A 26,071-nucleotide genomic window follows, 5' to 3' on the forward strand; every position below is an offset into this window, starting at 1 on the left:
CCGCGATGACGCCCGCACTGCTGCCTGCCCACGGGGTCGGATCGGTCGAGTCGCTGCCGTTGCCGCTGCCGGCGCTGGTCACCGGCGCGGCGGTCGCCCTCGTGGTCTCCTTCCTGGCCCTGGGCGTCCTGTGGCGTGAGCCGCGACTCGACCGCGACGCCGGCGTGCCGCTGCCGGCGCCCCTCGCGCGAGCGTTGGACTCGCGCTGGCTGCGCGGCACCGCGGTCATCCTGACCCTGCTCCTGGCCGGCTGGGCGGTCCTGTCCCTCGCGGCGGGCAAGGACAACGCCAACAACCCGGCCCCCTACGTCATCTATGTCTGGCTGTGGGTTGGCCTGGCCGTGCTGTCGATGGTGCTCGGGCCGATCTGGCGCGTGCTCAACCCGGTGCGCTGGCTGCACCTGGGCATCAACCGCATGGCCCGCCTGGACCCCGACGAGGCGATGGTGCGGTGGTCGCCGGGGATGTGGCCGGGCGCCGTGGGGCTTTTCGCCTTCGCGTGGCTGGAGCTCATCGCCCCGAACCGCACCACCCTGACGGTGCTGCGCGTAGCGGTCCTGGCGTTCGTCATGGCCGACCTGGTGGGCGCCTTCGTCCTGGGCCGCCGGTGGTTCTCCGGCGGCGACCCGTTCGAGGTCTGGTCGCGGCTGCTCGGGTCGCTGAGCCCGCTGGGCCGCCGTCGCGACCGCACCTGGGTCCTGCGCACCCCCCTGCACGGCGTCAACGCGCTGCGGCCGCGCCGCGGCCTGACCGCCGCGGTCGCGGTGATGCTCGGCAGCACCGCCTACGACGCCCTGTCCGGCCAGCCGCGCTGGTACGGCTTCGTGCAGTCCGCGGCCGTCCCCGCCACGCTGCTCGAGACGCTCGGGCTGCTGGGCATGTGCCTGGTGGTCGCCGGGGCGCTCGCCGTGGCGGCGGCGGTGTCCGCCCGCCTGGCTGGCCTGCCCTTCCGCGGGCTGACGCTGCAGTTCGCCCCGTCGCTGGTCCCGATCGCCGCGGGGTACGTCATCGCCCACTACTGGGCCCTGTTCGTGTATGCCGGCCAGCTCACCCTGGTGCGCCTCACCGACCCGCTCGGCATCGGCGCCAACTGGCTCGGCACGGGCGGGCTGTCCCCGGACACCCGGCTGATCGAGCCGACGCTGACCGCGACCATCCAGGTCGTGGCGATCGTGACCGGGCACATCCTGGGCGTGGTGCTGGCCCACGAGCGGGCGGTCGCCCTGTTCGACCGCCGCGTCGCGGTCCTGGGCCAGCTGCCCCTGCTGGTGCTGATGGTCGGCTACACCTGCGGCGGGCTGCTGCTGCTCTACAGCAGCTGACCCGGCTCCTCGCTGCCGGCACGGATCCACGGCGCCCCGGGGAAGTGCCCTGCGAGCTCTCTGGCGGTGTCCTCGTAAGACCGGTGGACCACCCCGGCCATGCCCAGGCGGGTCGCCGCCTGAACGTTGTGCTGCAGGTCGTCGACGAAGACGCATTCCCGCGCGGGCAGGCCGATCCGCTGCAGCGCCAGGGTGAAGATCTCCGGCTCGGGCTTGCGCATGCCCACCTCGCCGGAGATGACCACCGCGTCGAAGAGCTCGTCCCAGTCGGTGCGGTCGTAGTCGTTGCCCCACGAGTTCGACAGCAGGGCGGTGCGCACGCCGGCGGCGCGGGCGCGGCCGACGAGGGAGGTCATGGACCGCTCGTAGTCGGCGAGGTCGGCAAACATGGCGTTCACCAGCCCGTCGGCCTCGACCGAGGACCCCTCGGCAGCCAGGGCCGAAGCGAGCTCCCGCTCGAAGTCGACGAGGGACATCTCGCCCCGCTCGAGGAGGTGGACGGGCGAGGAAACCCCCGGACCCGGGTCCACCCACCGCCGGACGACGGCCAGGTAGTGGTCGTGCAGGACCCCCGTGCTCTCGACCCAGCGGCGCACAGCCACGTGCACGGGGGCGGTGAGCACCCCGCCCCAGTCGACGATCAGGCCTCGCATGGTCCTCCAGCTTCCAGTCCGCGACGGTGTGTCCGGCCACCGTCGCCGGTCGCGGCCATGCCGGTCAAACCGGGCCGGCCACCCAGCGACGGCGCGCCCTGCGCTCGCGGCGGCTGGCCGGCTCCCCCGCCGGCGCCAGGCTCCGGGCCAGCTCGGCCAGGGCCAGCCGGGCCGGTGAGCCGGGCGCCTCCTCGGTCAGCGTCCTGCCGGAGAGCAGGGCGGCGTCGAGGGCGGAGCGGTCGTCCTGGACCAGGTGCGGGCTGCGGACCCCGGCGAAGCGTTGCAGGGCGTCACGGATCCGCCGCTCGGGGTGCCATCCCACGGCCTCGGCCCGGACCCGGTTGACCACCACCACGGGGTCGGGGCACGGCAGCGCGCCCAGGTCCCGCAACCCCCGTACCAGACGCTGCAGCCCGATCGGCTCACCCGCGCCGACAGCCAGGACGGTGTCGGCCAGCGACAGTGCGGTCAGCGTCGTGGCGTTGCGCCGCGGGGCCAGCGTGTCGTAGCTCAGCTCCTCATCGTCCTCGAGGGAGAAGCCGCAGTCGACGACGGTCACGGCCGCGACCTGCCGCGCCAGGGTCAGGACCCGCTCCAGCGACGCCGCGCCGATCTCCGGCCAGCGCTCCGCCGTGGGCAGGCCGGTCAGGACCCGCAGCCCCGGCGTCACCTCGGGGGCCAGCCGGGCCAGGGCCGCCACGTCGAGGGTGCCGTGCTCGGCGGCGCGCGCGGCCGCGGCCAGGCCGGGAGCCTCGTCCAGGAGCGAGAGCGTCTGGGCCACGCAACCGCCATAGGTGTCGGCGTCAACCAGGAGCGTGGGCGTGCCGGACGCCGCCAGCTCGGCCGCCACGGTGACCGCGACGGTGGTCCGTCCCGGGGCTCCCGTCGGCCCCCACACCGCGACCACGCTCCCCTCGGCCCGGCCCACGCCGTCCGGCTCGGTCTCGGCCGGCCCGGGCACCCAGTCCGCATCAGCGACAGGGGTGTCTGCCGGGGCGGTCTGCAGGACGGCGACGCACGCCTCCTCCAGCGCCTGGGTGTCGGCGTCGGCGGCCACCACGACGTCCAGGCCGAGCTGGCGCAGCCGGGTCTCGGACACCTCGTCGGCGGGCCCATGCACGCCGACCACCGCCACCCCGGCCCGGGCGAGGTGGTCCAGCGCCGAGCGGTCGAGCTCGCGCAGCTCCCCCGAGACCAGGGCGACGCGAGCCAGTCCCGCGGACGCGGCAGCGAGGAGGTCGGCCAGGTCGGCGCACCGGCGCGCCACCGCAAGCTCGCGGGACCGCTCGAGCGCGGTCACGAGCCCGGCCTCGTAGCGGTCGCTGACCGCCGTCAGGACCGCCCTCACGACTGACCGGCTCGCACCGACCCGGGCGCCGGCACCAGCGTGACGCGGGCACCCGTGTCGATCGCCGCGATGAGGTCCTGGACGTCGCCGTCGGGCACGAGCACCTCCACACCGGTGCTGCCCCCGGGTCCGGACAGCCCGCTCGCCCGGTGCGGGGTCCGGGCCACCGAGGCCGACTTGACGAGGCGCTGCGGGGCGAGGTAGCGCTCCGTGGCCGCAGCCGGGTCGCGCGGGCTCACCCACACGTCGACCACCGACCCCTGCACCAGCCCGGTCGCGGCGTCGGAGGACACCGACACGGTCAGCGGCTTGACCCCCACGTCGCCCCGTCCGCCGAGCGCCGACCGTGGCACGAGCTCGCCGGGACGCACCTCCCGCAGCACGTAGTGGTCGTCCCCGAGGTCGTGGTCGGCCGGTAGATATGCCGCGTCGCCCGGCGCGAGCCGGACCCGCACCACCCGGACGTCGTCCTGGGTGACCGGCTCGCCGGGCACGAGGGTGGCCGCCGCGGCATACATCGGGACCGTGTCGTCGGCGGCGGCGACGACGCGCGCGCCGAGGGCGGTGGCCGCCAGCACGAGCAGGGCGCCGATGACCAGGCGCGAGTCCCGCCAGGACGGCAGCTGCAGGCGCGAGGCCGTGGGTGTGGGCAGGTCGGTCACGTGGCTCCCCCTGTCGGTCCGGCTTCCCCGACGGCCCGCGGCACCTCTCGGCGCGGGCCTCGCTGCCATGATGTCCCGGCGGCGGACGCCGCCGGACACCTTGTCCACAGGTCCGACACAACCAGCCCGACGCAAACAGGCGCAGTCCACAGTTGACCGAGACACTGGGACGCGCACGCAGCATTGTGGTAAACAGTTGGTCAAGTCCCCGCGGTCAGGCAGCAAGGAGAGCACGCCATGGCTAAGCGCTTCATCCAGCTCGCGGACGTGTCGGAGATCCTCGACATCTCCTCCGCGCAGGCCTATGCCTTGGTGCGCTCCGGAGAGCTCCCCGCCATCAAGGTCGGCGGCCGCGGGCAGTGGCGTGTGGAGGCCACCGAGCTGGAGAACTACATCCAGCGGATGTATGCCGAGACCAAGACCTTCGTGGCCGCCCACCCCTTCGGTCAGACCGGGGACGCCGCGGAGGACGCCGAGCCGGTCGACTGACCGACCCGCCTCACCCGCGCGTCACCATGGCGAGCGCGGCGAACGGCACCCAGCGGACCGCCACGACGTGCTCGCGCCGTCGCGGCACGTCGAGCTGGTGCTCGCTGAGCTCAACCAGGTCGGCGCCCACCCCGTCGATGGTGCCGGTCAGCACCCGGCCGTCGATGTCCTGGAGCCGCACCGCCACCCGGTCACGACTCAGCCCGCGCAGGGCGTGACCGAGCCCGAACCGGCGGGACACCTGTGGCGCCCCGTCCGCCGGACCTCGCCGGCCCGACCCACCCGGCGTCAGCACTCGCAGGGCGTGGAACGGCACCAGCGAGGCGACCGCCACCGCCGTCGCAGCGGCCGGGGCCTCGAGGATCACCCAGTCCTGGCCGACCTGCACCACCACGCCCGAGGCGCGCGCACCGCCGGCGACCCGGGCGTCGACGTCGCAGCCGAGCAGGTCGACGAGCCGGCCTTGCAGCCCGCGGGTGGCCCGCTCCCGACGGGTCCGGTCGGCCACCTCGAGCTCGAGGTCGAGCCGTCGCTCGGCCTCGAGCTGGGCCTCAAAGTCCTCGAAGAGCCGGTCCCACCTCACGGCTCACCCGCCCCTCCCGGCCGCGATGCGACCGTGACCATTTCGTGATCTCCTCGTTGGAGAAGCCGGACCCATCGTGCGGCCACGGCCGGCAGGGACGCGGCGGGAATCCACAGGGGAGGGGTTGCGCGAGATCGCCCAACGAGCGCAAACTCACGGAAACGAATGTAAACGTGATTCAGGGGGGATCATGGCGGACGTCGCCGCTTCGCATCGGAGCCTGGGGCGCATCGCGGTCACCGGCCTCGGGATCGCCGCGGGCACGCTGGCCCTGGCCTGGTGCCTCGGGCTCGGCGCCACCTCCGCCTGGCGGCGGGTCGGCGCCCCCGGCCCGGTCGACCCGGCCGACCTGCTCCTGCTCGTGGTGTGCGCCGGCGGAGTGCTCGTCGGGCTGTGGCTCGGGCTGTCGGTGACCGCGGCCGTGCTGGGCGCGCTGCCGGGCACGCCGGGAGCAGTCGCCCGCGCCCTGGCCCGGCGTGGACCGGCGGTCTCCCGCCGCGTCGCCTCGCTGCTGCTCGGCTCGACGCTGGTGGCGGCCTTCGGACCCGGCACCGCGGTGGCCGACACCGGCACCCCGTCGGGACCGTGGTCCGGCGCACCGGCGCCGACGGCCACGAGCGTCCTCCCGACTCCCGGGTTCACTCCCCCACCGCCCGCCGCTGCGCCGCTGCCCGGCCCCGGGTTCCACCCCGCACCCGCACCGACGACCGTGACCCGCCCCCAGGCCGCCGCCACCCCGCCGGGCAGCGCGCACGGGACCGGTGAGGAGCTCCCGGGGCCCGGCTGGTCACCGACCCGGCCCGCGCCCGTCCGGCGTGACGCCTCCCTCGACGTCCTGCACCCGAGCAGGAACCCCGCCCGCCTGCCGGTCCTCGAGGGCGTGGCCGTCCGGCGCGGCGACACGCTCTGGTCGATCGCCGCGCGCCACCTCGGGCCCACCGCCACCGCAGCCCAGATCGCGCTGGAGTGGCCGCGCTGGCACGCCAGCAACCGGCACGTCATCGGAGACGACCCGGACCGCCTGGTCCCGGGGCAGCTGCTCGAACCGCCATCACCGAACGGGGGGACACCATGAACGACACCACCACCAGCGGCACCGGCCCGGTGCGCGTCCGACCGATCCCGGAGTGCTCGCCCCCGCCGATCGACCCCGAGCAGCTGCAGGCGACCGAGACGTCACCGACCTGGGACCAGGGCATGCTCGCGGTCGAGTTCCACGGCGCGGACGAGTCATGGTTCGGCCCGCAGCCCACCTCCAGCCGCGACCTGCCCGAGCCGCAGCAGTGGGCCGGCCACATCGCCCAGGCGCTCGTCGAGGTGATGTCGGGCACCCGGCCGGCACCGCAGGTCATCCGTTTCACCGCGCCCGAGGTCTACTCCGCCGTGGCCCGACGCTCCGCCGTGGCCGGCCGCCGCGGGGTCGTGAGCGGGCGCCGGGCCGTCGTCCGCCGCGTGCGGGTGTGCGAGCCGGCCGACGGGGTCGCCGAGGCCTGTGCCGTCGTGGTCGACCACGACCGGGTCCGGGCCCTGGCGATGCGCCTCACCGGCCTGGACCACCGGTGGATGGTCACCGCCCTCCAGGTGGGCTGAGCATGACGAAGGGCCCCGACCGGCGATCCGGTCAGGGCCCTTCGGCGTGGCTCAGCGGCCCCGCTTGCGCCCCTTCTTGGAGGCAGCGGCGCGGCGCTCGGCGCGGGTGGCGACCGGCGCCTCGTCGCGCTCCTGCACCGAGCCGTCGTCGCTGGGCGCCGAGTAGTGCAGGCGGGTGGCCGGCTCCGGCGTGGTCAGGCCCTTGGCGGTGATCACCGGCTCCGCGGAGACCGCCACGGCCTCGCCCGCGTCGGCGGTCAGCTCGGTGGCGGCGAGCGCCTGGGCCTCGCCGTTGACCTCGACCTCGACGTTGAACAGGTAGCCGACCGACTCCTCCTTGATCGCCTCGTTCATCGCCTCGAACAACAGGAAGCCCTCGCGCTGGTACTCCACCAGCGGGTCGCGCTGGGCCATGGCGCGCAGGCCGATGCCCTCCTGCAGGTAGTCCATCTCGTAGAGGTGCTCGCGCCACTTGCGGTCCAGGACCGACAGGATGACGCGGCGCTCGACCTCGCGGGTGACGTTGCCACCCAGCGTCGCCTCGCGGGCGTCGTAGGCGTGGTGGGCGTCGGAGAGGATCTCCTCGCGCAGCACCTCGGCGGTGAGGGCGGAGCGGCCACCGGCCGCCTCCTCGACCTCCGCGATGGTGACCGACACGGGATACAGGGTCTTGAGCGCGGTCCAGAGCTGCTCGAGGTCCCAGTCCTCGGCGAAGCCGTCGGCGGTGGCGGCGTCGACGTAGCCACCGACGACGTCGTTGATGAAGTGGCGCACCTGCTCGTGCAGGTCCTCGCCCTCCAGCACGCGGCGACGCTCGGCGTAGATGACCTCGCGCTGGCGGTTGAGGACGTCGTCGTACTTGAGGACGTTCTTGCGGATCTCGAAGTTCTGCGCCTCGACCTGGCTCTGGGCGCTCTGGATCGAGCGGGAGACCAGCTTGGACTCGATCGGGACCTCGTCCTCCATGCGGGCCGAGGTCATGAACCGGTCGACCATGCCGGAGTTGAACAGGCGCATGAGGTCGTCCTGCAGGGACAAGTAGAACCGGCTCTCGCCCGGGTCACCCTGACGGCCGGACCGGCCACGCAGCTGGTTGTCGATGCGCCGCGACTCGTGCCGCTCGGTGCCCAGGACGTAGAGGCCACCGAGACCGGTGACCTCCTCGTGCTCGGCGGCGACGGCCTTCTCGGCCAGCTCGAGCGCCTCGGGCCAGGCCGCTTCGTACTCCTCCGGGGTCTCCTCCGGGTCCAGGCCCCGCTCCTTCAGCGCGGCGACCGCGTTGAACTCGGGGTTGCCGCCGAGCATGATGTCGGTGCCTCGACCGGCCATGTTGGTGGCGACGGTGACCGCGCCACGACGACCGGCCTGGGCCACGATCGCGGCCTCACGGGCGTGCTGCTTGGCGTTGAGGACCTCGTGCTTCACGCCGCGACGGCGCAGCTGCTCGGCGAGGTACTCGCTCTTCTCCACGCTGGTGGTGCCGACGAGGACCGGCTGGCCCTTGGCGTGACGCTTGACCAGGTCCTCGACGACCGCGTTGAACTTGGCCTCCTCGGTCCGGTAGACGAGGTCGGCCTGGTCGATGCGCTGCATCGGTCGGTTGGTGCGGATCTGCACGACGCCCAGCTTGTAGATCTGGTGCAGCTCGGCCGCCTCGGTCTGGGCCGTACCGGTCATGCCGGAGAGCTTGTCGTACATGCGGAAGTAGTTCTGCAGGGTGATCGTGGCGAGCGTCTGGTTCTCGTTCTGGATCTCGACGCCTTCCTTGGCCTCGATCGCCTGGTGCATCCCCTCGTTGTAACGGCGCCCAGCCAGCATGCGGCCGGTGTGCTCGTCGACGATGAGGATCTCGCCGTTCATGTTGACGTAGTCCTTGTCCCGCTTGAACAGCTCCTTGGCCTTGATGGCGTTGTTCAGGTAGCCGATCAGCGGGGTGTTGACAGACTCGTAGAGGTTGTCGATGCCGAGGTAGTCCTCGACCTTCTCGATGCCGGACTCCAGGACGCCGACCGTGCGCTTCTTCTCGTCGACCTCGTAGTCGCCCTTGCCGTCCTCGCCGCGCTGCAGCTTCTCGGCGATCCGGGCGAACTCGACGTACCACTTGGTGGCCTGGTCGGCCGGGCCGCTGATGATCAGCGGGGTGCGGGCTTCGTCGATGAGGATGGAGTCGACCTCGTCGACGATGGCGAAGTTGTGGCCACGCTGCACCAGCTCCTCGGTCGACCACGCCATGTTGTCGCGCAGGTAGTCGAAGCCGAACTCGTTGTTGGTGCCGTAGGTGATGTCCTTGCCGTACTGCTCGCGACGCTCGGCCGGGGTCATGGAGGCCAGGATGCAGCCGGTCTCCAGGCCGAGGGCGCGGTGGACACGGCCCATCAGCTCGGACTGGTACTCGGCCAGGTAGTCGTTGACCGTGATGACGTGGACGCCCTTGCGCTCGATCGCGTTGAGGTAGGACGGCAGCGTGGCGACGAGGGTCTTGCCCTCACCGGTCTTCATCTCGGCGACGTTGCCCAGGTGCAGCGCGGCGCCACCCATGATCTGCACGTCGAAGTGGCGCTTGCCCAGGGTGCGCTTGCTCGCCTCGCGGACCGCGGCGAACGCCTCGGGCATGATGTCGTCGAGGGTCTCGCCGTCGGCCAGCCGCCGGCGGAACACGTCGGTCTCGCCGCGCAGCTCGGCGTCGGTGAGCTTCTCGAAGTCCTCTTCGATGGCGTTGACCTGGGCCGCGATGCCCTCGAGCTTCTTGATCACCCGGCCTTCACCGGCGCGAAGCAGTCGTTCAACGATCTTGGGCACGCTCACTCCTGACGAGACTCTGATGGCGTCGGGCCGATGGTCCACGCCGCGACCTGCCTAGGTTAGTCGCTGGCGGGCCCGACCGTGCGGCCGACGGGCCGTGGGGGGGTCGGTTGCCCCTCACGGGCGCAACGAGCGGGCTGCGGCGGGGTGTTCCCGGGCGGCTCAGTCCCGAGCCGTGCTGCTCGGGGCGTGGTAGACGAGGTCGCGGTAGTCCCGGTGCCGGCCGATCCACGCCTTGACGAACGGGCACAGCGGCAGCACCCGGCGCAGGCCCAGCGCCCGCACGTCGTCCAGCGCCCCCCGCACCAGCGCGCCGCCGACCCCCTGGCCCTCGAACTCCCCCTCGACCTCGGTGTGGGTGAAGACGATCAGCTCGTCGGTCAGCTGGTACTGCGCGAACCCGGCCACGCGGCCGTGGACCCTGGCCTCGTAGCGGTGCGCCCCGGTGTTGTTGACGACCTCGATGTCAGTCATGCGCCCACCCAACCACGGGGCCACGCCGCCGAAAACCTTTGCCCCGCCACGCCCCGTCGGCAAGGGTGTCGCCATGGACCGCCAGCTTTCCGACGTCGTGCCCGTGCTGACCGACGGGGTGGTGACCCTGCGGGCCCACTCCCCCGCCGACCTCGACGCCGTCGTCGAGCAGGCCCGCGACCCCGAGATGGTGCGCTGGACGACCGTCCCCGCGCCCTACGAGCGGAGTGACGCGCAGGAGTTCCTCGCCGCCGTCATCGCCGGGTGGCAGGACCCGACGGGCAACCGCTACTGGGCGCTCGAGGTCGACGACGCCGGAATGCCCCGCTACGCCGGGACCATTGACTACCGGCCGCACGGGGGCGGGACCGCGGAGGTCGGCTTCGGCCTGCACCCGTGGGCCCGCGGACACGGGCACATGACCCGCGCGCTGCGCCTGGTGGTCGAGCACGCCTTCAAGCACGGGGTGCACGTGCTGCACTGGCGGGCCGCGGTGGGCAACTGGGCCTCGCGCCGCACCGCCTGGGCCTGCGGCTTCCGCGTCGAGGGCACCGTGCGCGGGCTGCTGCCCGGGCGCGACGGTGAGCCGTATGACGCGTGGGTCGCCTCCCTGCGCGCGGACGACCCGCGCGAGCCCGCGACCCCGTGGTGGTCCGCGCCGGTGCTGGAAGGGCACGGTCTGCGGCTGCGGCCGTGGCGCGACTCCGACACCCCCAGGGAGGGGCAGGGGCCCGACCCGGCCAGCCTGAACTTCATGCCGGCCGGCGCCCACCCCACCGCCGAGTCCTACCCCGCCTGGCTGGAGCGCACCCGCTTGCGGAGCGCCGAGGGCGTCGCCCTGTACTGGTGCATCGCCGACGGGGGGAGCGATGAGGCCCTCGGCGACATCCAGCTGTTCGGCTTCGACGACGGGGCCGGCTCCCGGGACGCCGAGATCGGCTACTGGCTGCACCCCGGCGACCGGGGGCGGGGTGTCATGGCCGGCGCCGTGTCCCTGGTGCTGGACCACGCGTTCGCCCCGGTCGAGGCCGGCGGCATGGGGCTGGAGCGGCTGCACGCCTCGACCGACCCCGACAACTGGCCCTCCGACCGGGTCCTGCGTGACGCGGGCTTCCGGCTCACCGGCGTCGAGACCGACTCGTGGCGGGCGCCGGACGGCAGCATCCACGGAGGGCACCACTTCGAGCTGCTCGCCGCGGACCGCGGCGAGCCCGGACTGCTCGTGCCGACCCGGCTGGAAGGCGAGCGGGTCGTGCTGCGCGAGTGGCGCGATACGGACCTGCCCCGGCTGCGCGAGGCGCTGGACGACCCCGCCCGCAAGCAGGCCATGGGGCTGGGGCCCGAGCGCGTCACCGAGGCGGACGCCCGCGACTGGCTCGCCCGGCGGCGGCTGGAGGGGCTGCAGGGCGAGCGGGTGACCTGGTGCCTGGCCGACCGCGAGGACGACCGCGTGGTCGGCTGCGTGACCGTGCACGGGCTGGCCGGCGTCACCTTCCCGAACACCGGTGAGGTGGGCTACTGGGTGCACCCGGACGAGCGCGGGCGGGGCCTGACCAACGAGGCCCTGGACGTGCTGGTGCCGCACGCGCTGACCCCCCGCGAGGACGGCGGGCTGGGCCTGAGCCGGCTGCGCGCGCACACCGAGGAGGCCAACCTCGCCTCGCAGACGGTGCTGCGCCGGGCCGGCTTCATGGAGTGGGGCCGCGAGCCCGGCGGCCTGCACCTGCCCGACGGCAGCCGGGCGGCCGTGGTGCACTTCGGCCTCGGGCGCGAGGACGACCGGATCGCCGCCGCCGTGCTCAACGAGGCGACCGCCGTGGAGCCGGTGACCCTCGAGGGCGCGGGCGTGCGGCTGCGCGCGCTGCGGGACGAGGACCTGGAGCGGGTCGTGGAGGCCTGCTCCGACCCGGTGGCCCGGCACTGGCTCTCCGGCCTGCCGGAGGACTACACGCTCGAGCACGCCCGCGACTACCTGCGCCGCAGCCGGGAGAACGCCGCCCGGGGCCGCGGCGTGTACTTCGCGGTCGCTGACCAGGGGGACGACCGGTTGCTCGGGGTCGTCGCGGTGATGGACATGGCCGGCGAGGACACCACCGCCGGGGAGGTCGGCTACTGGCTGCACCCCGACGCCCGCGGCCGGGGGGTCATGAAGGAGGCGGTCCGCCTCGCGGTGCGGCACGCGTTCGTCCCGCGCGAGGACGGCGGCCTGGGCCGGCGACGGCTCACGCTCGGGGCCGCCCTCGGCAACGACGCCTCGATGGCGATCGCGCGGGACGCCGGGTTCGTCGAGGTAGGGCGCCACCGGGCCGCCGAGCCGCTGCGGGACGGCAGCTTCGCAGACCTGGTGTGGTTCGACCTGCTGGCGCAGGACTACCCCGGCTGAGGCGGGGATCAGCCCCTGGCGGGGGCGCGCTTGGGGATGGCGAGGATGGCGAACGCGGCGACCAGGCACAGCGCGCCGGCGGTCAGCCACGCCCCGAGGTAGTCGCCGGTGTCCTGGCGCACCCACCCGGCGAAGCTCGCCGCCACGCCGGCACCGACCATGTGCGCGGCGAACACCCAGCCGAACACCACCCCGGAGCGCTCCAGCCCGAAGTGCCTGCGGCACAGCGCCACAGTCGGGGGCACCGTGGCCACCCAGTCCAGGCCGTAGAACACGATGAAGAGGAAGAGGTTGGGCCGGACGTCGGGACCGAGCAGCCACGGGACGACCAGCAGCGACAGCCCGCGGAACCAGTAGTAGACGAACAGCAGCACCCGCGAGTCGACCCGGTCGGTCAGCCAGCCGGACCCGATCGTGCCGACGATGTCGAAGACCCCGATGAGTGCGAGCAGGCCGGCTGCCGTGGTGGGCGGCATGCCGTGGTCGTGGGCCGCCGGGATGAAGTGCGTGCCGATCAGGCCGTTGGTGGACCACCCGCACACCCAGAACGTCGCCAGCAGGATCCAGAAGACCCGCGAGCGCGCGCTGTCGGCGAAGGCCAGCAGCGCGGCCCGAGCGGCCGACTCCCCCGGACCCTGCTCGGGCTCGACGTCGGCGACGACCATGCTCGCGTGCCCGTCCAGCGGCTTGGCGCCGTAGGGCGTCGTGCCGGCGTGGGCCGGGGAGTCGGCGAGGACCGCCCACACCAGCGGGGCCAGCAACAGGGCGGCGGCCGAGACCGTCAGGGCGGCGAACCGCCACCCCGGCCCCGCGATGAGCGCCGCGAGCGCCGGCAGGAAGATGAGCTGGCCGGTGGCGTTGGCGGCCGAGAAGACGCCCGTGACCAGGCCACGGTGGGTGTGGAACCAGCGGTTGGCCACGATGGCGCCGAACACCAGGGCCATCGAGCCGGTGCCCACGCCGACCGCCAGGCCCCACAGCGCCCACAGCTGCCAGGCCGACGTCATGACCGTGGTCAGGCCGCTGCCGACGGCGACGAGCACGAGGGCGGCGGTGACCACCCGCTTGACCCCGAACCGCTCCATGAGCGCGGCGGCGAACGGCGCGGTCAGGCCATAGACCACGAGGTTGAGCGTCACCGCCCCGCTGGTGGTCGTGCGGCTCCACCCGAACTCGTGCTCCAGCGGCTCGAACATCGCCCCGGTCGAGGAGCGGAACGCGGCCGCGGCGACCAGCGCTCCCAGGGTGACCGCGGCGACGTACCAGGCCCGGTGGACGCGTGAGGTGCGCGCCGGTGCCTCAACCGACATGGCTCAGCCCCAGCCACCCGGCCATCGCGGCCAGCTGGGCGTCGAGGGCGGCCTTGGCCTCGTGCGGTGCGCCCGGCTCCCAGTGCACCGCGCGGACCCGCAGGGTGCTCGTCGCCCGGTCGGCCTTGAGGTCGGTGCGCGCCACCAACCGGTCACCGAACAGGAACGGCAGCACGTAGTAGCCGTGCACGCGCAGGTGCTGCGGCACGTAGATCTCGAGCCGGTAGTGGAAGTCGAACAGCGCCAGGGTCCGGTCGCGCTGCCAGATGAGGGAGTCGAACGGGCTCAGGAGCGCCTCGGCGTGGACCCGTCGCGGCAGGCGCGCCTCGACGTGCAGGTATGCCGGCCGCCTCCACCCGTCGATGGTCACCGGCCGCAGCTCCCCCGACGCGACCAGCGCCTCGAGCGCGGGGCGCGCCTGCTCGGGCTTGAGCCGGAAGTAGTCGCGCAGGCACTGCTCGGTGCCGACCCCGTGGGCCCGGGCGGCGATGGCCATCAGCTCGCGGAACGCCTCGGGGTGGGTGGGGCGGACCTCCGGCGGCACCGCCCTGGTCAGCACCTCCCTCGGGAGCACCCGCTCGAGCGAGGCGTAGCGCCGCTCGAACTGGGTCGTGCGCCCGGCGCTGGTGATGATGCCCGCCCAGAACAGGTGCTCGAGGGCGTTCTTGACCAGGGACCAGTTCCAGCCCCAGTTGTCCTTGGCCCGGGGCAGGTCGTGCTCCAGGGCCTGCTCGACCTCTCGCGAGGTGAGCGGCCCCCGCGTCTCGACCTCGCGCCGCACCGCCTCGACGAGCTCGGGGTGGTCACGGGCCACCCGCTGCATGCCACCCCACGCGTCGTGCAGGGCCCGCTGCATCCGGAAGTCCAGCAGCGGCCATGTGGCCGGCGGCACGAGGCTCGCCTCGTGGGCCCAGTACTCCACGAGCCGGCGGGGCGACCGGTCGCGGGCGCGGTCCAGCAGGGCGGTGTCGTAGGGGCCGAGCCGCGAGAAGAACGGGAGGTACTGGCTGCGGGTCAGCACGTTGACGCTGTCGATCTGGATGAGCCCCACCCGGTCGACCACTCGCTGGACGTGGCGCATCGTCGCGCCGCCGGGAGCCGGCCGGGGGTCGCAGAAGCCTTGCGCCGCCAAGGCGGTGCGGCGCGCCTGGGCCTGGCTGAGACGGTCGGGGTTGCGTGGCACGCCAGCACTCTACGGTCGGGGACCGACCGGTCGCGGCGAGCACACGGCATACGCGCTTCTGCGCACCCGTGGCGGATTGTCCGGCCACCGTGACGAGCGGAGAATTGGCGCGTTCGGCAGGAGGGACAAATCCCAAGGGCGTTCCGGAGGTGCCCATGATCAGCAAGTCCCCCATCACGACCATCATCCCCGTGGACGACATGTCCCGGGCGACCACGTTCTACCGCGACACGCTGGGCCTGACCGACCTCGGCGACTCCATGGCCGGCAACCACGCGCTGCGCACCGCGGCCGGGTCGGCGGTCGAGCTCATGCCCGCCCCGGGCGAGCACACCAGCCACACGGTGCTCAGCTTCGAGGTGGACGACATCGTCCGCGAGATCGCCGACCTCGAGGGACGCGGCGTGCGGTTCGAGGACTACGACACCCCCGACCTGAAGACCGAGGGGCACATCGCCTCCGCGGGCAGCGAGAAGGCGGCGTGGTTCAAGGACAGCGAGGGCAACTTCCTGTGCCTGCACGAGACGCATCTGGGCTGAGCCCCCGCAGACACGAAGGGCGGCGACCTCACGGTCACCGCCCTTCGCGCACGCCGGGACTACTCGGGCAGGTCCAGCAGCTTCTCGCGCACGGCGTACATCGCCGCCTCCATGCGCGAGTGCAGCTGGAGCTTCTCCAGGATGTTGCGCACGTGGTTCTTGACGGTGTTCTCGGAGATGAACAGGGCCTTGGCGATGTCGCGGTTGGCCATGCCCCGCGCCACCAGCTTGAGCACCTCGAGCTCACGCTCGGTCAGCCGCGGCACCGGCATCGCCGGACGCTCCTCGTGGCGCTTGATCATCAGCGCGAACTCCGAGAGCAGCTTGGAGGCCATGGACGGCGAGATCAGGGACTGACCGGTCGAGACCGCGCGGATGCCGTCGGCGATCTGCTCACCGGGGACGTCCTTGAGCAGGTAGCCGTTGGCGCCGGCGCGGACCGCCTCGTAGAGGTCGGACTCCTCGTCGCTGATCGTCAGCATGACGATCTTGGTCGAGGGCACCAGCTCCTTGATGGCGGTGCAGGCCTCGATGCCGGAGCGACGCGGCATGCGCACGTCCATGAGCACGACGTCCGGGAGCAGCTCCTCGGTGCGCCGGATCGCCTCGTGGCCGTCACCGGCCTCGCCGACGATGTCGATGTCGGCCTCCTGGCCGAGCACGAGCTCGAGGCCGCGGCGATAGAGCACGTGGTCGTCGACGACCAGCACACGGATGGCCTCACCACTGCGGGGCACGGCGGTGCCGGCTTCGGTCATCGAGGACAGGCCGTTGGTCGTCACGAGCGTCATCATGGCACGCCGACACGCGCGAGGTGCCCCTCCCGCGCAAGGAGGGGCACCTCTTGAGGAATCTGGAGGATTCGGGGCGATCAGCCCACGCGCTCCCGGGCCATCTCGTCGACGTCGAGGTGGATGACCCCGTAGGACCAGCCACGGCGGCGGTAGACCACGCTCGGCCGGTCGGTGTCGCTGTCGTGGAAGAGATAGAAGTCGTGCCCGACCAGCTCCATCTCGTAGAGCGCCTGGTCCAGCTTCATCGGCGCAGTCGCGTGGACCTTCTCGCGCACCTCGATCGGCGACTCGCCCTCGGCAGGGACGGCCTCGGCCTCGGGCGCACCGCCTGACGCTCCGTTGAGCGACGGGAGGTCGGCAAGTCGTGCGGTCGCCTGCGCGACGGACTCCGGGACGTGTCGTCCTCGATGGACCCGCCTCCGGTCGTGCGCGCGCCGCAGTCGCTCGAGGAGCTTGTCCATCGCGACGTCCAGCGCGGCGTACTTGTCATCCGCACACGCCTCGGCCCGGATGACCGGTCCCTTGACGTGGCAGGTGATCTCGACCCGGTCACAGGCCTTGGACTGGCGTGGGTTGGCTTCGTGGGTCACGACCACGTCGAGCCGCTGAACGCGCGGCGCGAGCTGGGGGACCTTGGCCAGCTTGTCATCCAGGTGTCGACGGAAACGGTCCGAGACCTGGACGTGCCGTCCGGTGACGACGATCTCCACAGGTGTCCTCCTTGGGGGATTCGCGGTATCGCTCGGGGGCCCGCGCAAGGCCCGGTCAGGCGCGGCACCACCTCCGCCGGAGAGGAACCTCAGGCCCATCGCCGTCGCCCGCAGTGCTGGGGCGACGACCAGTGGCGACCGCGGAAGCGGCGACCGTGGGGGCCATGCATGAACGCTAGACCAACTCCGGCCGAAGCGATACCGCGGAGCCTGCCGACTTGGCGCGCGCCCGGACCCCTTGTGCCAGAGGGGTCCCGCCGGTCACGGCCGCCCCGGTATGCCGTGCCGCCGGGTGGCCGCGACCGTCACCACGGCCACGTGGGCGGCGCCGGCGGCGCGCAGCGCGCGGGCCGCCTCGAGCAGGGTCGCGCCGGTCGTCAGGACGTCGTCGAGCACCAGGCAGGTCGCCCCCGCGACCACCGGCCGCCAGCGACCGCGCACCGCCATCGCGTGCTCCAGGTTGGCCGCCCGGGCGCGGTGCCCCAGCCCGGCCTGGTCGGCGACCCGGCGCCGCAGCGCCAGTGCGGGTGCGGGCAGCAGTGCCCCGCCGGTGGGGTCGAGGCGTGCACAGGCCCGCCGGACCAGCTGCTGCAGCGGGGCGTCCCCGCGGCGGCGCACGCTCGCGGCCGAGGAGGGCACCGGCACGGCGAGCACCGGCCCGTTGCCGGCCGCGAGCATCGCCCGGATGAGCGGGTCGGCGACGACGGCGCGCGCGACGGCCCCGGCCAGCACCGGCACCAGGACCTGCCCCAGGTCGCGGCGGTCGGCGTCCTTCCACGCCACGAGCGCCGCCCGCAGGGCACCGTCATAGGGTGCCGCGGCCCACGCCGGTGGCATGCCGGGCGGGCAAGGGGTCGGCGCCCATGCCCCGGCACCCGCGGGGTGCACGGCGCCGGCGACCTCGGCCGCGCACTGCGCACACCAGGCGGCACCGGGTCGGGCGCACCCGCCGCAGGCGCGCGGCAGCGCCAGCTCGGCAAGGGCACCGAGGGCCGACCGCAGGAGGGGCAGCGCCGGACCGGGCCCCACGGCATACCGCATGTGCGGCATCCTGCGGTGCCGCGGTTGCGGTGACCAGCCCGTGGGTGGAGCCTGTGGACGACACGGAGGGGGCTGTGGGGGCATGGGGAAATCGGGGCGGATCGACCATTGGCCGGACACGGACCGGGTCCACGCGTCACCATGAGACCGGAAGCCGACTGCCGCGGTGCCAACTCCGGGGGTGACTGAGGACGTGCCAGAACCCATGAGCGCACCCGGCGTCCCCCACGCCCCGGCGCCGCCCGAAAGCCCTGCCTCCGTGGCCGAGCGCCTCCTCGACGAGGTCGCCGAGCACCTGCCCGGGAGCCGTATCGCGCTGCTGGCCGGGACCGGTGACGCCCCCGCGGTCGTCCTCGCCCTCGTCGGGGCCGAGCAGGCGCCGTGGCCGGACCCCCGCACCGACGACTCCCCCCTGGGCCAGGTGTGGCGCGGCGCGACCGCCACGACCGGCACCTGGGCGACCCCCGCGGGCTCCCGGTCGATGGTCGTGGTGCCGCTCGAGGGCGAGGAGGGACGGTGCGCCGTGCTCGTGGCCGACCGCGACGCGGCCGCGCCGTTCGACGTCGCCGACCTCGCGTTCGTCGCCGGGGTCACCCAACGCCTCACCCCGGCGCTGGCCCACGCGCTGGAGGTCGCCGCCCTCGCCGAGCGGCAGGCGCACGACGAACGCGTCCGCCTGGCCCAGGAGCTGCACGACGGCCTCGCCCAGGAGCTCGTGGCGCTGGGCTACCGCATCGACTTCACCCGCCGGCAGGTGGACCGCTCCGACCCGGCGCTGGCCGCGCCGCTGCACGAGGCCCGCGACGAGCTGAGCCGCATCCTCGCCGACCTGCGGCTGAGAATGGCCGACCTGCAGGCGTCCGTGGACCCCGACGGCGGCCTGGCCCCTGCACTCCGCGGCCGGCTCGAGCAGTTCGCCGAGATCACCGGCCTGAAGGTCCAGGTCGACGTCGACGACGACGGGCTGGCACTCCCCCCCGTGGTGCAGGACCAGCTGTTCCGGTTCGTGCTCGACCTGCTCGCCGATGCCCGGCACGCCCGCGGCGCCAACCGGCTGGAGCTGGCCCTGAAGGTGGCCGCACCCCGGGTGCGGCTGCGGTTCACGCACGACGGCGAGAGCTCGCTCCCCTCCCGGGACTTCTCCGGACATCCCCTCGCGCAGCTCGGCGCCGTGGTATTCATCGGGGACGCGTCCCGGCCAGGGGTCGAGCTCACCCTCGAGATGAGCCCGGCTGACTCCGGGACCACGGACCGTCGACGGTCGGAAAGGATCCCGCTGCGATCATGAGCATCAACGTCGTGGTGATCGATGACCACACCCTCGTACGCGAAGGCGTGTCGCGGGTGATCCAGGCCGAGCCCGACCTCGCGGTGGTCGGCGAGGCCTCCTCCGTCGGTGACGCCCGCTCCCTGCTCGGCGCCAAGCAGCCCGACGTCATGCTGGTCGACGTCTCACTGCCCGACGGCAGTGGGCTGGGCCTGGTGCGGGCCGCCCGCGCGGCCTACCCGCGCCTGGGCATCGTCGTGCTGACCATGCACAACGACGACGACACCCTGCTCGAGGCGCTGGACGCCGGCGCCACGGCCCTCGTGCTCAAGAGCGCCTCGTCCACCGAGGTCGTCGACGCGGTCCGCCGCGCCGCCACCGCCCCGGACTCCTTCACCGCGAACGGCCTGGCTGCCGCCCTGCGGCGACAGGCCAACACCACGGTGCCCAGGCTGACACCGCGCGAGACCGAGGTGCTCGAGCGGCTGGTCGACGGCGCGTCGGTCGCCGAGGTCTCCCGCGAGCTGTTCATGAGCGAGTCGACGGTCAAGACCCACGTCACCAAGCTCTACGACAAGCTGGGTGCCCACAACCGGGCCGGGGCCATCATGGCCGCGGTCCGGCTCGGCCTGGTGAAGGCCGAACCGGACCGCCAGCGCTGACCCCGCAGCCCGTCGGGGTCAGTGGCCCATCTGCCCGAACGTCTGCACGATCCGGATGACACCGGGGCCGATGATGACGATGAACAGCGCCGGGAAGATGCACAGCAGCATCGGGAAGAGGATCTTCACCGGGATCTTCTGGGCCTTCTCCTCCGCCCGCTGCCGGCGCACCAGCCTCATCTGAACGGACTGCTCGCGCAGTACGGCCGCGATCGGCAGGCCGAGCCGGTCGGCCTGGACGAGCGCGGTGACGAAGGTGCGGACCTCGGTCACCTTGGTCCGCGCGGCCATCGCGGAGAACGCCTCGCCGCGGGACTTGCCGATCTGGATCTCCTGCAGCACCCGGGCGAACTCCCCGGCCACCGGGCCCTGGGTGGACCTGGCCACCTGGAGCAGGGCGGCGTCGAAGCCCTGGCCGGCCTCGACACAGACCGTGAGCATGTCGAGGGCGTCGGCGAGCCCGCGGCGCAGGATGTTCTGCCGCTTCAGCGCCACGTTGTAGACGAGCAGGTCGGGCAGGAAGAACCCGACCGCCGCCGCCACGACTGCCAGCACCAGGCCACCGAGGCTGAGGTGGGCGAGCAGCAGCACCACGACGGCCCCGCCGATCATGCCCGCACCCTTGAGGCCGAGCAGGCGCTCGACCGTCCAGGTGCCCGGGTTGCCGGCCAGGTCCAGCAGGTGCTGGAGCCGGTCGTGGGTGCCCGCCGGCGACAGCCGGACGGCCAGCCCGCGGCTGCCGTCGAGCAGCGGCCTGACCAGCCGCTCGGTGGCCGGCAGCTCGTGCTTGCCCACCTCGGCCCGGGAGACGCCGTGCTCGATGAGGCTGAGGCTGCGCGCCACCCCGGTCGGGGCGCCGGCGCCGAAGGTGAAGGCCATGACCAGCACCGCGATGGACAGGCCCACCGCGAGCAGCCCGACGTAGAGGAACACCTGCGAGCTCATGTCAGACCTCCACGTCGACAACCTTGCGCATCCAGAAGATGCCCAACACCAGGGACACCCCGGCCGCCACGAGCATCCCGATCCCGATGAGGTTGGTCCACAGGAGCGAGACGTAGTCGTGGTTGACCACGTTCATGTAGAGGAACAGGCCGATCGGCAGCGCGATGAGGATGTATGCCGACAGCTTGCCCTCCGCGGAGAGCGCCTTGACCTGGCGCCGCAGCGACTCGCGCTCGCGCAGGGTCCCGGCCGTGGTGCGCAGCGTCTCGGCGAGGTTGCCGCCGACCTGACGCTGGATGCGGATCGCCATGCCGGTCCAGCGCAGGTTCTCGCTGTCCATCCGCTCGGCCATCCGCTCCAGGCTCTCGTCGACGTCGGCCCCGATCCGGGTCTGCGCCAGCGCCCGGGAGAACTCCTTCGCGGCCGGCTGGGCGGCGTCCCGTGCCACGGCGTCGAGTGCCTGCAGCAGCGAGAACCCGGTCGACAGGCTGCTGGCCACCAGACTGAGCACGTCGGGCAGCTGCGCCTCGAACTGCTTGACCCGCCGCCGTGCCGCGAACCGCAGGATGAACGAGGGGAGCAGCAGGCCGGCGACCACGCCGACCAGGACGCCGAAGACCATCTGGCCGGTGCTCGCGTGCAGCAGGAGCAGCCCGCCGGCGATGCCGACGACGACGGCCACCACCCGCAGGACCGCCCACTCCCCCGCGCGCCATGGCAGGTCGGCCCGCTCGAGCAGCGTCATGGTCCGCGAGGTCGACTCGCGGCCCTCCATGACCTTCTCGCCGAGCTCCACGAGGGAGCTGCTGAGCTGGCTGGGTGAGACCGGGACGCCGGCTGCCGCGGGCGTCGTGCCGTTCACATAGTGCTCGATCGAGTCGACCCGCTTGGTGCGGGCCGACTTGAGCATCGGCGAGACCAGGGCAAGGACCAGGCCGACCACGCCGAGGAACACCGCGGCGAGAGCGGCCGCGAGCTGCCACGGGATACCGAGCAGCGACGGCATCAGGCTGGCGGTGCGGTAGGAGACGACAGACGATGGCATCGTGGACGGCGCACCAGTCGTGTCCGCGAAGGCAGCGCCACCGGACCCGAACGAGGCCAGGACCGTGATGGCGGACGCGATCAGCGCCCGGGCGCCGGTGGCCGGCAGACGGCGCGACCAGCCTCGCCGCCGGAGGGCGATCATCCCGCACCCCGGACGAACATCGCCGGGTTGAGCTCGACCCCGAGATCTCGAAGGTGCTCGCTGAACTTGGGGCGCAACCCGGTGCTGCGCAGGGTGCCGCGGAAGCGGCCCTGCTCGTCGCGGCCCGCGGAGTAGTCGAAGACGAACAGGTCCTGGAGGGTGATGACGTCGGACTCCATGCCCTCGACCTCGGTGATGGCCACCACCCGGCGGGTGCCGTCCTTGAGCCGGGCCTGCTGGACGATGAGGTCGACCGCACTGGCCACCTGGTCGCGGATCGCCCGCACCGGCAGGTCGACGCCGGCCATGAGCACCATGGTCTCCAGGCGCGAGAGGCTGTCGCGGGGGCTGTTGGCGTGCACGGTGGTGATGGAGCCGTCGTGGCCGGTGTTCATCGCCTGGAGCATGTCCAGCGCGGCGCCGTCACGGACCTCGCCGACGACGATGCGGTCCGGGCGCATGCGCAGGGCGTTCTTGACCAGCTCGCGGATCGGGATCGAGCCGCGACCCTCGATGTTGGAGGGGCGGGACTCCAGGCGCAGCACGTGGTCCTGGTGCAGCTGCAGCTCGGCCGCGTCCTCGATGGTGATGATCCGCTCGTCCTCCGGGATGAAGCTGGAGATCACGTTGAGCAGCGTGGTCTTGCCCGAGCCGGTGCCGCCGCTGATGACGATGTTTCGCCGGCCGCGGACGCAGGCCTCGAGGAAGTCGCGCACCTGCGCGGTGAGCGTCCCGAAGGCGATCAGGTCGCGGTCGGTGAACGGGTCCGCCGAGAACTTGCGGATGGTCAGCAGGCTGCCGTCCAGGGCGATCGGCGGGATCACCGCGTTGACACGGGAGCCGTCGGCCAGGCGGGCGTCGACCATCGGGCTGGACTCGTCCACCCGGCGCCCGACCCGGCCGACGATCTTGTCGATGGTCCGGCGCAGGTGCGCGTCGCTGGTGAAGGTGGCCTCCACCGGGTAGATCCGGCCGGCTCGCTCGACGTAGATGCTGTCCGGGCCGTTGACCATGATCTCGGTGATCTCGCCGTCGCGCAGCAGCGGCTCGAGCGGCCCGTGGCCGAGGATCTCGTCGGTGACCTCCTGGGCGATCCGGGTGCGGTCGGCCGCCGACAGCGGCGTCTGCTCGCCGTCCAGGACGGCCTGCAGGGTGTGGCGTACCCGCTGCTCGAGGTCGGAGTGCTCCAGGTGCGGGTCGTAGAGCTGCGGGCCCAACGACTCCAGCAGCGCCTGGTGGACGCTGGCCTTCACGCCGGCCCACGGATCCCGGGCGCGGTGCTTGGCGAGCGGAAGCGCGGTGACGGCCTCGTGGCCGGGCTGGTTTCCCGGACTGCGGCGGACGTTGTCGAGTCGATCAGCCAGGCTCATCGCTTGCCTCCTCGGTGCAGGAACCGCATCTCACGGCGGCTGCGCGGCGGGTTGGGTGGCGCGTCGCCGGCCCCGGTGGGGCGCGACCCCGCGGTGGCCAGCTCCGGCTCGCGGTTGACCAGCGGCCTGATGTGCCGGTCCACCAGCGTGCGGATCGCGACACTGACCGGGTGCTTGGGCTCGTTGAGGACGATCGGGACGCCGCGGTTGACCGACGCCGGCACGCTGTGGCTGCTCGGCACGCTCACCGCGATCGGCTGCTTGATGGTCCGGACGACGTCATCGTGGGTGAGCCCGACCTTGGCGTCGGAGCGGTTGAGCACGACCACCCGCGAGTCGCGGGGGTTGCCCAGCAGGTCGAGCGTGTCGAGGGTGACGCGCAGGTTCTTCAGCGCCGGGATGTCCAGCGTGGCGATGAGCACCAGCAGGTCGCTGGCGTCGAAGCCCACGAGGACGTGCTCGGTGAACGCCGGTGGCGTGTCGATGAGCACGACGTCGTACATGCGGCGGGCGACCCGGATCACCTCGCTGACGGTGGCACCGGAGATCCGGTCCACGTCACCTGGCTCGCTGGGGGCGCACAGGGCGTCCAGGCCGCTCTCGTGCCGGGTGACGACGGAGGCCAGGCCCTGCTCGTCCAGCGCGCCGGACATCGCCACCACGTCACTCATCGACCGCTCGTGCATCAGCTGCAGGCTGATCGCCACGTCGCCGAAGCCCAGGTCGAGGTCGATGAGCAGCACCCGGACCCCCGTGGAGGCCAGGCAGGCACCCAGGTTGGTCGAGAAGGTGGTCTTGCCGACCCCGCCCTTGGCGGAGAACACGGTGACCACCCGTCCCTCGTGCACCGGGCCGCCGGTGGCGCCGCGAAGCCGCTGCGACAGCTCGATGTTGCGCCGGCAGGTGTCGGCAAGGGCGTTCTGGTCGTCGGCGGGGACGACCTCACGGACGCCGGAGCGCAGTGCCTGCCCCATCACCGTGACGTCGAGCCGGCGGCGGAGCATGATCACCCCGACCTCCGGGCGGTCGACCCGGATCTGCGCCGCGAGGTCGCACACCGCCTGCAGGTCCACGTCAGGGCCGACCACCACGAGCAGCTCCTGCGGTGCTGCGGCCAGGGCACGCAGCACCAACGGGGCGGTTTCGAGGCGTTCGACGGTGCCGAGCGCGTATCGGTAGGTGTCAGGACTGTTGGTGTCCTGGTCCCAGAGGAGCGTCATGGTGGGGGCCTCGTCACTTGGCGAAGAGCGTGGTGTCGGTGACTGCCTTGGTGCCCTGCACCTTGGCGTCGGTGCCGCGCAGGCCCAGGTAGAGCTCGCCGGTCTGGATGCCGTGCACGAGCTTGACCGCGGTGTCGGGGGGCAGCGCCACCGTGACCAGGGCCGTTGGCGTGCCCGACTGCTGGGCCTGGCTCTGCTGGGACTGGCCCTGCACCGGCGTCAGCGACGAGGAGCCCATCGCGATGACGAGCGCGTCATCAAGCAGCACCTGGGTCTGCTTCACGCCGCTGACGCTGGCGGCCGCGCTGTAGGTGTCGTAGATGACGATGTGCGACCCGGGGGTCACGAACGTCCCGACGCGGGCGGGGTCCGACAGCTGCACGGCGACGGCGACCCGGCCGTCCGGCACCTGCAAGGCCTTCTGGCCGAGCGGCGTCGTGCCGAACCGGCCCGACAGGACGAGCTCACCGGGCGCGATGTCGTTGAGCGCCACCAACTTGGACATTCTTTCGTCGACGGCGGTGAGGGCACCGGCGGGGACGGCCTTGGCGGCCATCTGGGTGCGGGCCATCAGCCCGTTGGCGACGGCGTCGCCCGCTGTGGTGCCGGCTGGCACGACCTGCTGGGCGACGAACACGCCGACCGGTCTCTGGCCGGCGACGGCGCGGGAGTCCGCGCCCTTGGCGTAGAGGAGCACCGCCACCACTCCGACCAGCGCGACCACGACTGCGGCGAGCACCGCAAGAACTCGACGACCCATGACTTTCTCCTTCTCACCCGCGATGTGGACGACGTGCGGCCTGTGCGGCCGGTTCGCCGTCAGGGTGCCGTTGGGGGCATGCAGCTGGTCCGGTCCGGCGACCCCGCCCGGTGGGTGACGTCTGGATGACCCCAACCAGGGGCCGCGGCCGGAGGCCGGCGGCGCCCGGGAGGACGATGGGCCGGGAGCCTGGGCTCAGCCGGGAGGTGGTGCTGGTGAAGGGTGCGGACAGGACCTGGGTGCCCCGCCCGGAGGCAGCCGCTGCGACGGGGATCATCACTCGGCGGCCGTGGCCCCGCGGCCGGCCCGAGCCAGGCGCTCGAACCGACCGCGGAGGCGGTCCCAGGTCGTGTCATGACCATCGTCGGCACGGCGCCGACGGGCTCAGACCGAGGTGGCGGCGTTGTGGAACAGGTTGCTGAGGTTGGTGCCCAGCAGGGTCACGGCCACGATGATGACGATGGCGATCAGCGCGACCATCAGGCCGTACTCCACGGCGGTGGCGCCACGCTCGCCACGCAGGACGTCGGTGGCCTTGATCTGGAACTTGACGAGACGAGACATTGCGGTCCCCTTCCAGGGCTTTGGGTTGTCCGGGTGGGGCCCCGGAACACGACCAAGCCTGTCCCCGGGCCGGCCGCGCCCGAATCGACTGATCCGGCCGTTGCCGGCGCCGAAGCGGTGGTCCTCGACTCACCCGTTCGGGGGATGCCGCCGCCCGAGCTGGCTGCGGCCGGCCGCACACCCCGAAGCGGCGGCACCCGCTGGGTGCCGC

25 protein-coding genes are annotated in these 26,071 nt (G+C 72.9%); 8 read left to right on the top strand and 17 right to left on the bottom strand.

Features of this window, described 5'->3' with window-relative positions:
• Positions 1–5 precede the first annotated feature (5 nt).
• Positions 6–1,322, top strand: a complete 1,317-nt coding sequence (locus ACXVGS_RS02620; RefSeq protein ID WP_458529349.1) for a hypothetical protein — start codon at positions 6–8, stop codon at positions 1,320–1,322.
• Here the strand turns inward: ACXVGS_RS02620 and ACXVGS_RS02625 are convergent.
• From ACXVGS_RS02625 to ACXVGS_RS02635, 3 genes are all read right to left on the bottom strand, one after another.
• A complete protein-coding gene (locus ACXVGS_RS02625; RefSeq protein WP_458529348.1) occupies positions 1,310–1,975 on the bottom strand; it encodes an HAD family hydrolase in 666 nt (221 codons plus the stop codon). The two genes, ACXVGS_RS02620 and ACXVGS_RS02625, sit on opposite strands and share 13 nt — an antisense overlap.
• 64 nt (positions 1,976–2,039) lie before the next feature.
• Positions 2,040–3,323, bottom strand: coding sequence for an AAA family ATPase (locus tag ACXVGS_RS02630; RefSeq protein ID WP_458529347.1), 1,284 nt, complete (start codon positions 3,321–3,323; stop codon positions 2,040–2,042).
• The gene (locus ACXVGS_RS02635; protein WP_458533221.1) at positions 3,320–3,985 is read right to left on the bottom strand and encodes a hypothetical protein; all 666 of its coding nucleotides are present in this window, start codon (positions 3,983–3,985) and stop codon (positions 3,320–3,322) included. The genes ACXVGS_RS02630 and ACXVGS_RS02635 overlap by 4 nt, the downstream gene beginning before the upstream one ends.
• A gap of 237 nt (positions 3,986–4,222) precedes the next feature.
• On the opposite strand from ACXVGS_RS02635, the gene ACXVGS_RS02640 reads away from it, so the two are divergent.
• Complete coding sequence (locus ACXVGS_RS02640; RefSeq protein ID WP_141787467.1) at positions 4,223–4,474, top strand: helix-turn-helix domain-containing protein; 252 nt, start codon at positions 4,223–4,225, stop codon at positions 4,472–4,474.
• A 10-nt stretch (positions 4,475–4,484) separates the two neighbouring features.
• Here ACXVGS_RS02640 and ACXVGS_RS02645 read toward each other — a convergent pair whose 3' ends face one another.
• Complete coding sequence (locus tag ACXVGS_RS02645) at positions 4,485–5,057, bottom strand: hypothetical protein (RefSeq protein WP_458536596.1); 573 nt, start codon at positions 5,055–5,057, stop codon at positions 4,485–4,487.
• Between the two features lie 190 nt (positions 5,058–5,247).
• Between ACXVGS_RS02645 and ACXVGS_RS02650 the strand changes: the two genes are divergently transcribed.
• The gene (locus tag ACXVGS_RS02650; protein ID WP_458529344.1) at positions 5,248–6,132 is read left to right on the top strand and encodes a LysM peptidoglycan-binding domain-containing protein; all 885 of its coding nucleotides are present in this window, start codon (positions 5,248–5,250) and stop codon (positions 6,130–6,132) included.
• Positions 6,129–6,647 carry an Rv3235 family protein gene (locus ACXVGS_RS02655; protein WP_458529343.1) on the top strand — a complete coding sequence of 173 codons (519 nt, stop codon included), beginning with the start codon at positions 6,129–6,131 and terminating at the stop codon, positions 6,645–6,647. Before ACXVGS_RS02650 ends, ACXVGS_RS02655 begins: the two co-directional genes overlap by 4 nt.
• Positions 6,648–6,698: 51 nt before the next feature.
• On the opposite strand, the gene secA is transcribed toward ACXVGS_RS02655, so the two are convergent.
• Entirely contained in the window at positions 6,699–9,446 is a 2,748-nt protein-coding gene (secA, locus tag ACXVGS_RS02660; RefSeq protein WP_458535613.1) for a preprotein translocase subunit SecA, read from the bottom strand.
• 165 nt (positions 9,447–9,611) lie between these two features.
• Positions 9,612–9,923, bottom strand: coding sequence for a GNAT family N-acetyltransferase (locus ACXVGS_RS02665; protein WP_458533710.1), 312 nt, complete (start codon positions 9,921–9,923; stop codon positions 9,612–9,614).
• A 73-nt stretch (positions 9,924–9,996) separates the two neighbouring features.
• On the opposite strand from ACXVGS_RS02665, the gene ACXVGS_RS02670 reads away from it, so the two are divergent.
• Positions 9,997–12,306: a GNAT family N-acetyltransferase gene (locus ACXVGS_RS02670; protein WP_458536597.1), complete on the top strand. Its 2,310-nt coding sequence runs from the start codon at positions 9,997–9,999 to the stop codon at positions 12,304–12,306.
• An 8-nt stretch (positions 12,307–12,314) separates the two neighbouring features.
• Here the strand turns inward: ACXVGS_RS02670 and ACXVGS_RS02675 are convergent, their stop codons facing one another.
• Positions 12,315–13,616 (bottom strand): MFS transporter, encoded by a 1,302-nt coding sequence (locus ACXVGS_RS02675; protein WP_458529339.1) that lies wholly within the window; start codon positions 13,614–13,616, stop codon positions 12,315–12,317.
• Positions 13,606–14,799, bottom strand: coding sequence for a winged helix-turn-helix domain-containing protein (locus tag ACXVGS_RS02680; protein WP_458529338.1), 1,194 nt, complete (start codon positions 14,797–14,799; stop codon positions 13,606–13,608). The genes ACXVGS_RS02675 and ACXVGS_RS02680 overlap by 11 nt, the downstream gene beginning before the upstream one ends.
• Before the next feature lie 155 nt (positions 14,800–14,954).
• Between ACXVGS_RS02680 and ACXVGS_RS02685 the strand changes: the two genes are divergently transcribed.
• Positions 14,955–15,338, top strand: coding sequence for a VOC family protein (locus ACXVGS_RS02685; RefSeq protein WP_458529337.1), 384 nt, complete (start codon positions 14,955–14,957; stop codon positions 15,336–15,338).
• A 59-nt stretch (positions 15,339–15,397) separates the two neighbouring features.
• Here ACXVGS_RS02685 and ACXVGS_RS02690 read toward each other — a convergent pair whose 3' ends face one another.
• The 3 genes from ACXVGS_RS02690 to ACXVGS_RS02700 form a co-directional block, all read right to left on the bottom strand.
• Entirely contained in the window at positions 15,398–16,120 is a 723-nt protein-coding gene (locus ACXVGS_RS02690) for a response regulator (RefSeq protein ID WP_425465299.1), read from the bottom strand.
• 89 nt (positions 16,121–16,209) lie between these two features.
• Positions 16,210–16,842 (bottom strand): ribosome hibernation-promoting factor, HPF/YfiA family, encoded by a 633-nt coding sequence (hpf, locus tag ACXVGS_RS02695; RefSeq protein ID WP_141787457.1) that lies wholly within the window; start codon positions 16,840–16,842, stop codon positions 16,210–16,212.
• A 261-nt stretch (positions 16,843–17,103) separates the two neighbouring features.
• Positions 17,104–17,883, bottom strand: a complete 780-nt coding sequence (locus tag ACXVGS_RS02700) for a ComF family protein (RefSeq protein WP_458536598.1) — start codon at positions 17,881–17,883, stop codon at positions 17,104–17,106.
• Positions 17,884–18,142: 259 nt separating this feature from the next.
• Here ACXVGS_RS02700 and ACXVGS_RS02705 point away from each other — a divergent pair, with 259 nt between their 5' ends.
• Together ACXVGS_RS02705 and ACXVGS_RS02710 are read left to right on the top strand one after the other, a co-directional pair.
• Positions 18,143–19,171, top strand: a complete 1,029-nt coding sequence (locus ACXVGS_RS02705; RefSeq protein ID WP_458534185.1) for a sensor histidine kinase — start codon at positions 18,143–18,145, stop codon at positions 19,169–19,171.
• Positions 19,168–19,812, top strand: coding sequence for a response regulator transcription factor (locus tag ACXVGS_RS02710; RefSeq protein WP_141787454.1), 645 nt, complete (start codon positions 19,168–19,170; stop codon positions 19,810–19,812). Before ACXVGS_RS02705 ends, ACXVGS_RS02710 begins: the two co-directional genes overlap by 4 nt.
• Positions 19,813–19,830: 18 nt before the next feature.
• On the opposite strand, the gene ACXVGS_RS02715 is transcribed toward ACXVGS_RS02710, so the two are convergent.
• From ACXVGS_RS02715 to ACXVGS_RS02740, 6 genes are all read right to left on the bottom strand, one after another.
• Positions 19,831–20,757 carry a type II secretion system F family protein gene (locus ACXVGS_RS02715; RefSeq protein WP_458529334.1) on the bottom strand — a complete coding sequence of 309 codons (927 nt, stop codon included), beginning with the start codon at positions 20,755–20,757 and terminating at the stop codon, positions 19,831–19,833.
• Between the two features lies 1 nt (position 20,758).
• Positions 20,759–21,946, bottom strand: coding sequence for a type II secretion system F family protein (locus ACXVGS_RS02720; RefSeq protein WP_458529333.1), 1,188 nt, complete (start codon positions 21,944–21,946; stop codon positions 20,759–20,761).
• Positions 21,943–23,316 carry a CpaF family protein gene (locus ACXVGS_RS02725; RefSeq protein ID WP_458531637.1) on the bottom strand — a complete coding sequence of 458 codons (1,374 nt, stop codon included), beginning with the start codon at positions 23,314–23,316 and terminating at the stop codon, positions 21,943–21,945. Before ACXVGS_RS02725 ends, ACXVGS_RS02720 begins: the two co-directional genes overlap by 4 nt.
• Complete coding sequence (locus tag ACXVGS_RS02730; RefSeq protein ID WP_458529331.1) at positions 23,313–24,536, bottom strand: AAA family ATPase; 1,224 nt, start codon at positions 24,534–24,536, stop codon at positions 23,313–23,315. Before ACXVGS_RS02730 ends, ACXVGS_RS02725 begins: the two co-directional genes overlap by 4 nt.
• A 13-nt stretch (positions 24,537–24,549) precedes the next feature.
• Positions 24,550–25,296 carry a Flp pilus assembly protein CpaB gene (gene cpaB / locus ACXVGS_RS02735; RefSeq protein WP_458529330.1) on the bottom strand — a complete coding sequence of 249 codons (747 nt, stop codon included), beginning with the start codon at positions 25,294–25,296 and terminating at the stop codon, positions 24,550–24,552.
• Between the two features lie 384 nt (positions 25,297–25,680).
• Positions 25,681–25,860: a Flp family type IVb pilin gene (locus ACXVGS_RS02740; protein ID WP_458529329.1), complete on the bottom strand. Its 180-nt coding sequence runs from the start codon at positions 25,858–25,860 to the stop codon at positions 25,681–25,683.
• Positions 25,861–26,071: the final 211 nt, after the last annotated feature.

This window comes from Oryzihumus sp., from assembly GCF_054325275.1.

Coding starts and splice junctions, on each gene's coding strand:
- ACXVGS_RS02620 (WP_458529349.1), top strand. CDS start 6: ATGACGCCCGCACTGCTGCCTGCCCACGGGGTCGGATCGGTCGAGTCG.
- ACXVGS_RS02625 (WP_458529348.1), bottom strand. CDS start 1,975: ATGCGAGGCCTGATCGTCGACTGGGGCGGGGTGCTCACCGCCCCCGTG.
- ACXVGS_RS02640 (WP_141787467.1), top strand. CDS start 4,223: ATGGCTAAGCGCTTCATCCAGCTCGCGGACGTGTCGGAGATCCTCGAC.
- ACXVGS_RS02650 (WP_458529344.1), top strand. CDS start 5,248: ATGGCGGACGTCGCCGCTTCGCATCGGAGCCTGGGGCGCATCGCGGTC.
- ACXVGS_RS02655 (WP_458529343.1), top strand. CDS start 6,129: ATGAACGACACCACCACCAGCGGCACCGGCCCGGTGCGCGTCCGACCG.
- ACXVGS_RS02665 (WP_458533710.1), bottom strand. CDS start 9,923: ATGACTGACATCGAGGTCGTCAACAACACCGGGGCGCACCGCTACGAG.
- ACXVGS_RS02670 (WP_458536597.1), top strand. CDS start 9,997: ATGGACCGCCAGCTTTCCGACGTCGTGCCCGTGCTGACCGACGGGGTG.
- ACXVGS_RS02675 (WP_458529339.1), bottom strand. CDS start 13,616: ATGTCGGTTGAGGCACCGGCGCGCACCTCACGCGTCCACCGGGCCTGG.
- ACXVGS_RS02685 (WP_458529337.1), top strand. CDS start 14,955: ATGATCAGCAAGTCCCCCATCACGACCATCATCCCCGTGGACGACATG.
- ACXVGS_RS02700 (WP_458536598.1), bottom strand. CDS start 17,883: ATGCGGTATGCCGTGGGGCCCGGTCCGGCGCTGCCCCTCCTGCGGTCG.
- ACXVGS_RS02710 (WP_141787454.1), top strand. CDS start 19,168: ATGAGCATCAACGTCGTGGTGATCGATGACCACACCCTCGTACGCGAA.
- ACXVGS_RS02715 (WP_458529334.1), bottom strand. CDS start 20,757: ATGAGCTCGCAGGTGTTCCTCTACGTCGGGCTGCTCGCGGTGGGCCTG.
- ACXVGS_RS02720 (WP_458529333.1), bottom strand. CDS start 21,946: ATGATCGCCCTCCGGCGGCGAGGCTGGTCGCGCCGTCTGCCGGCCACC.
- ACXVGS_RS02725 (WP_458531637.1), bottom strand. CDS start 23,316: ATGAGCCTGGCTGATCGACTCGACAACGTCCGCCGCAGTCCGGGAAAC.
- ACXVGS_RS02730 (WP_458529331.1), bottom strand. CDS start 24,536: ATGACGCTCCTCTGGGACCAGGACACCAACAGTCCTGACACCTACCGA.
- cpaB (WP_458529330.1), bottom strand. CDS start 25,296: ATGGGTCGTCGAGTTCTTGCGGTGCTCGCCGCAGTCGTGGTCGCGCTG.
- ACXVGS_RS02740 (WP_458529329.1), bottom strand. CDS start 25,860: ATGTCTCGTCTCGTCAAGTTCCAGATCAAGGCCACCGACGTCCTGCGT.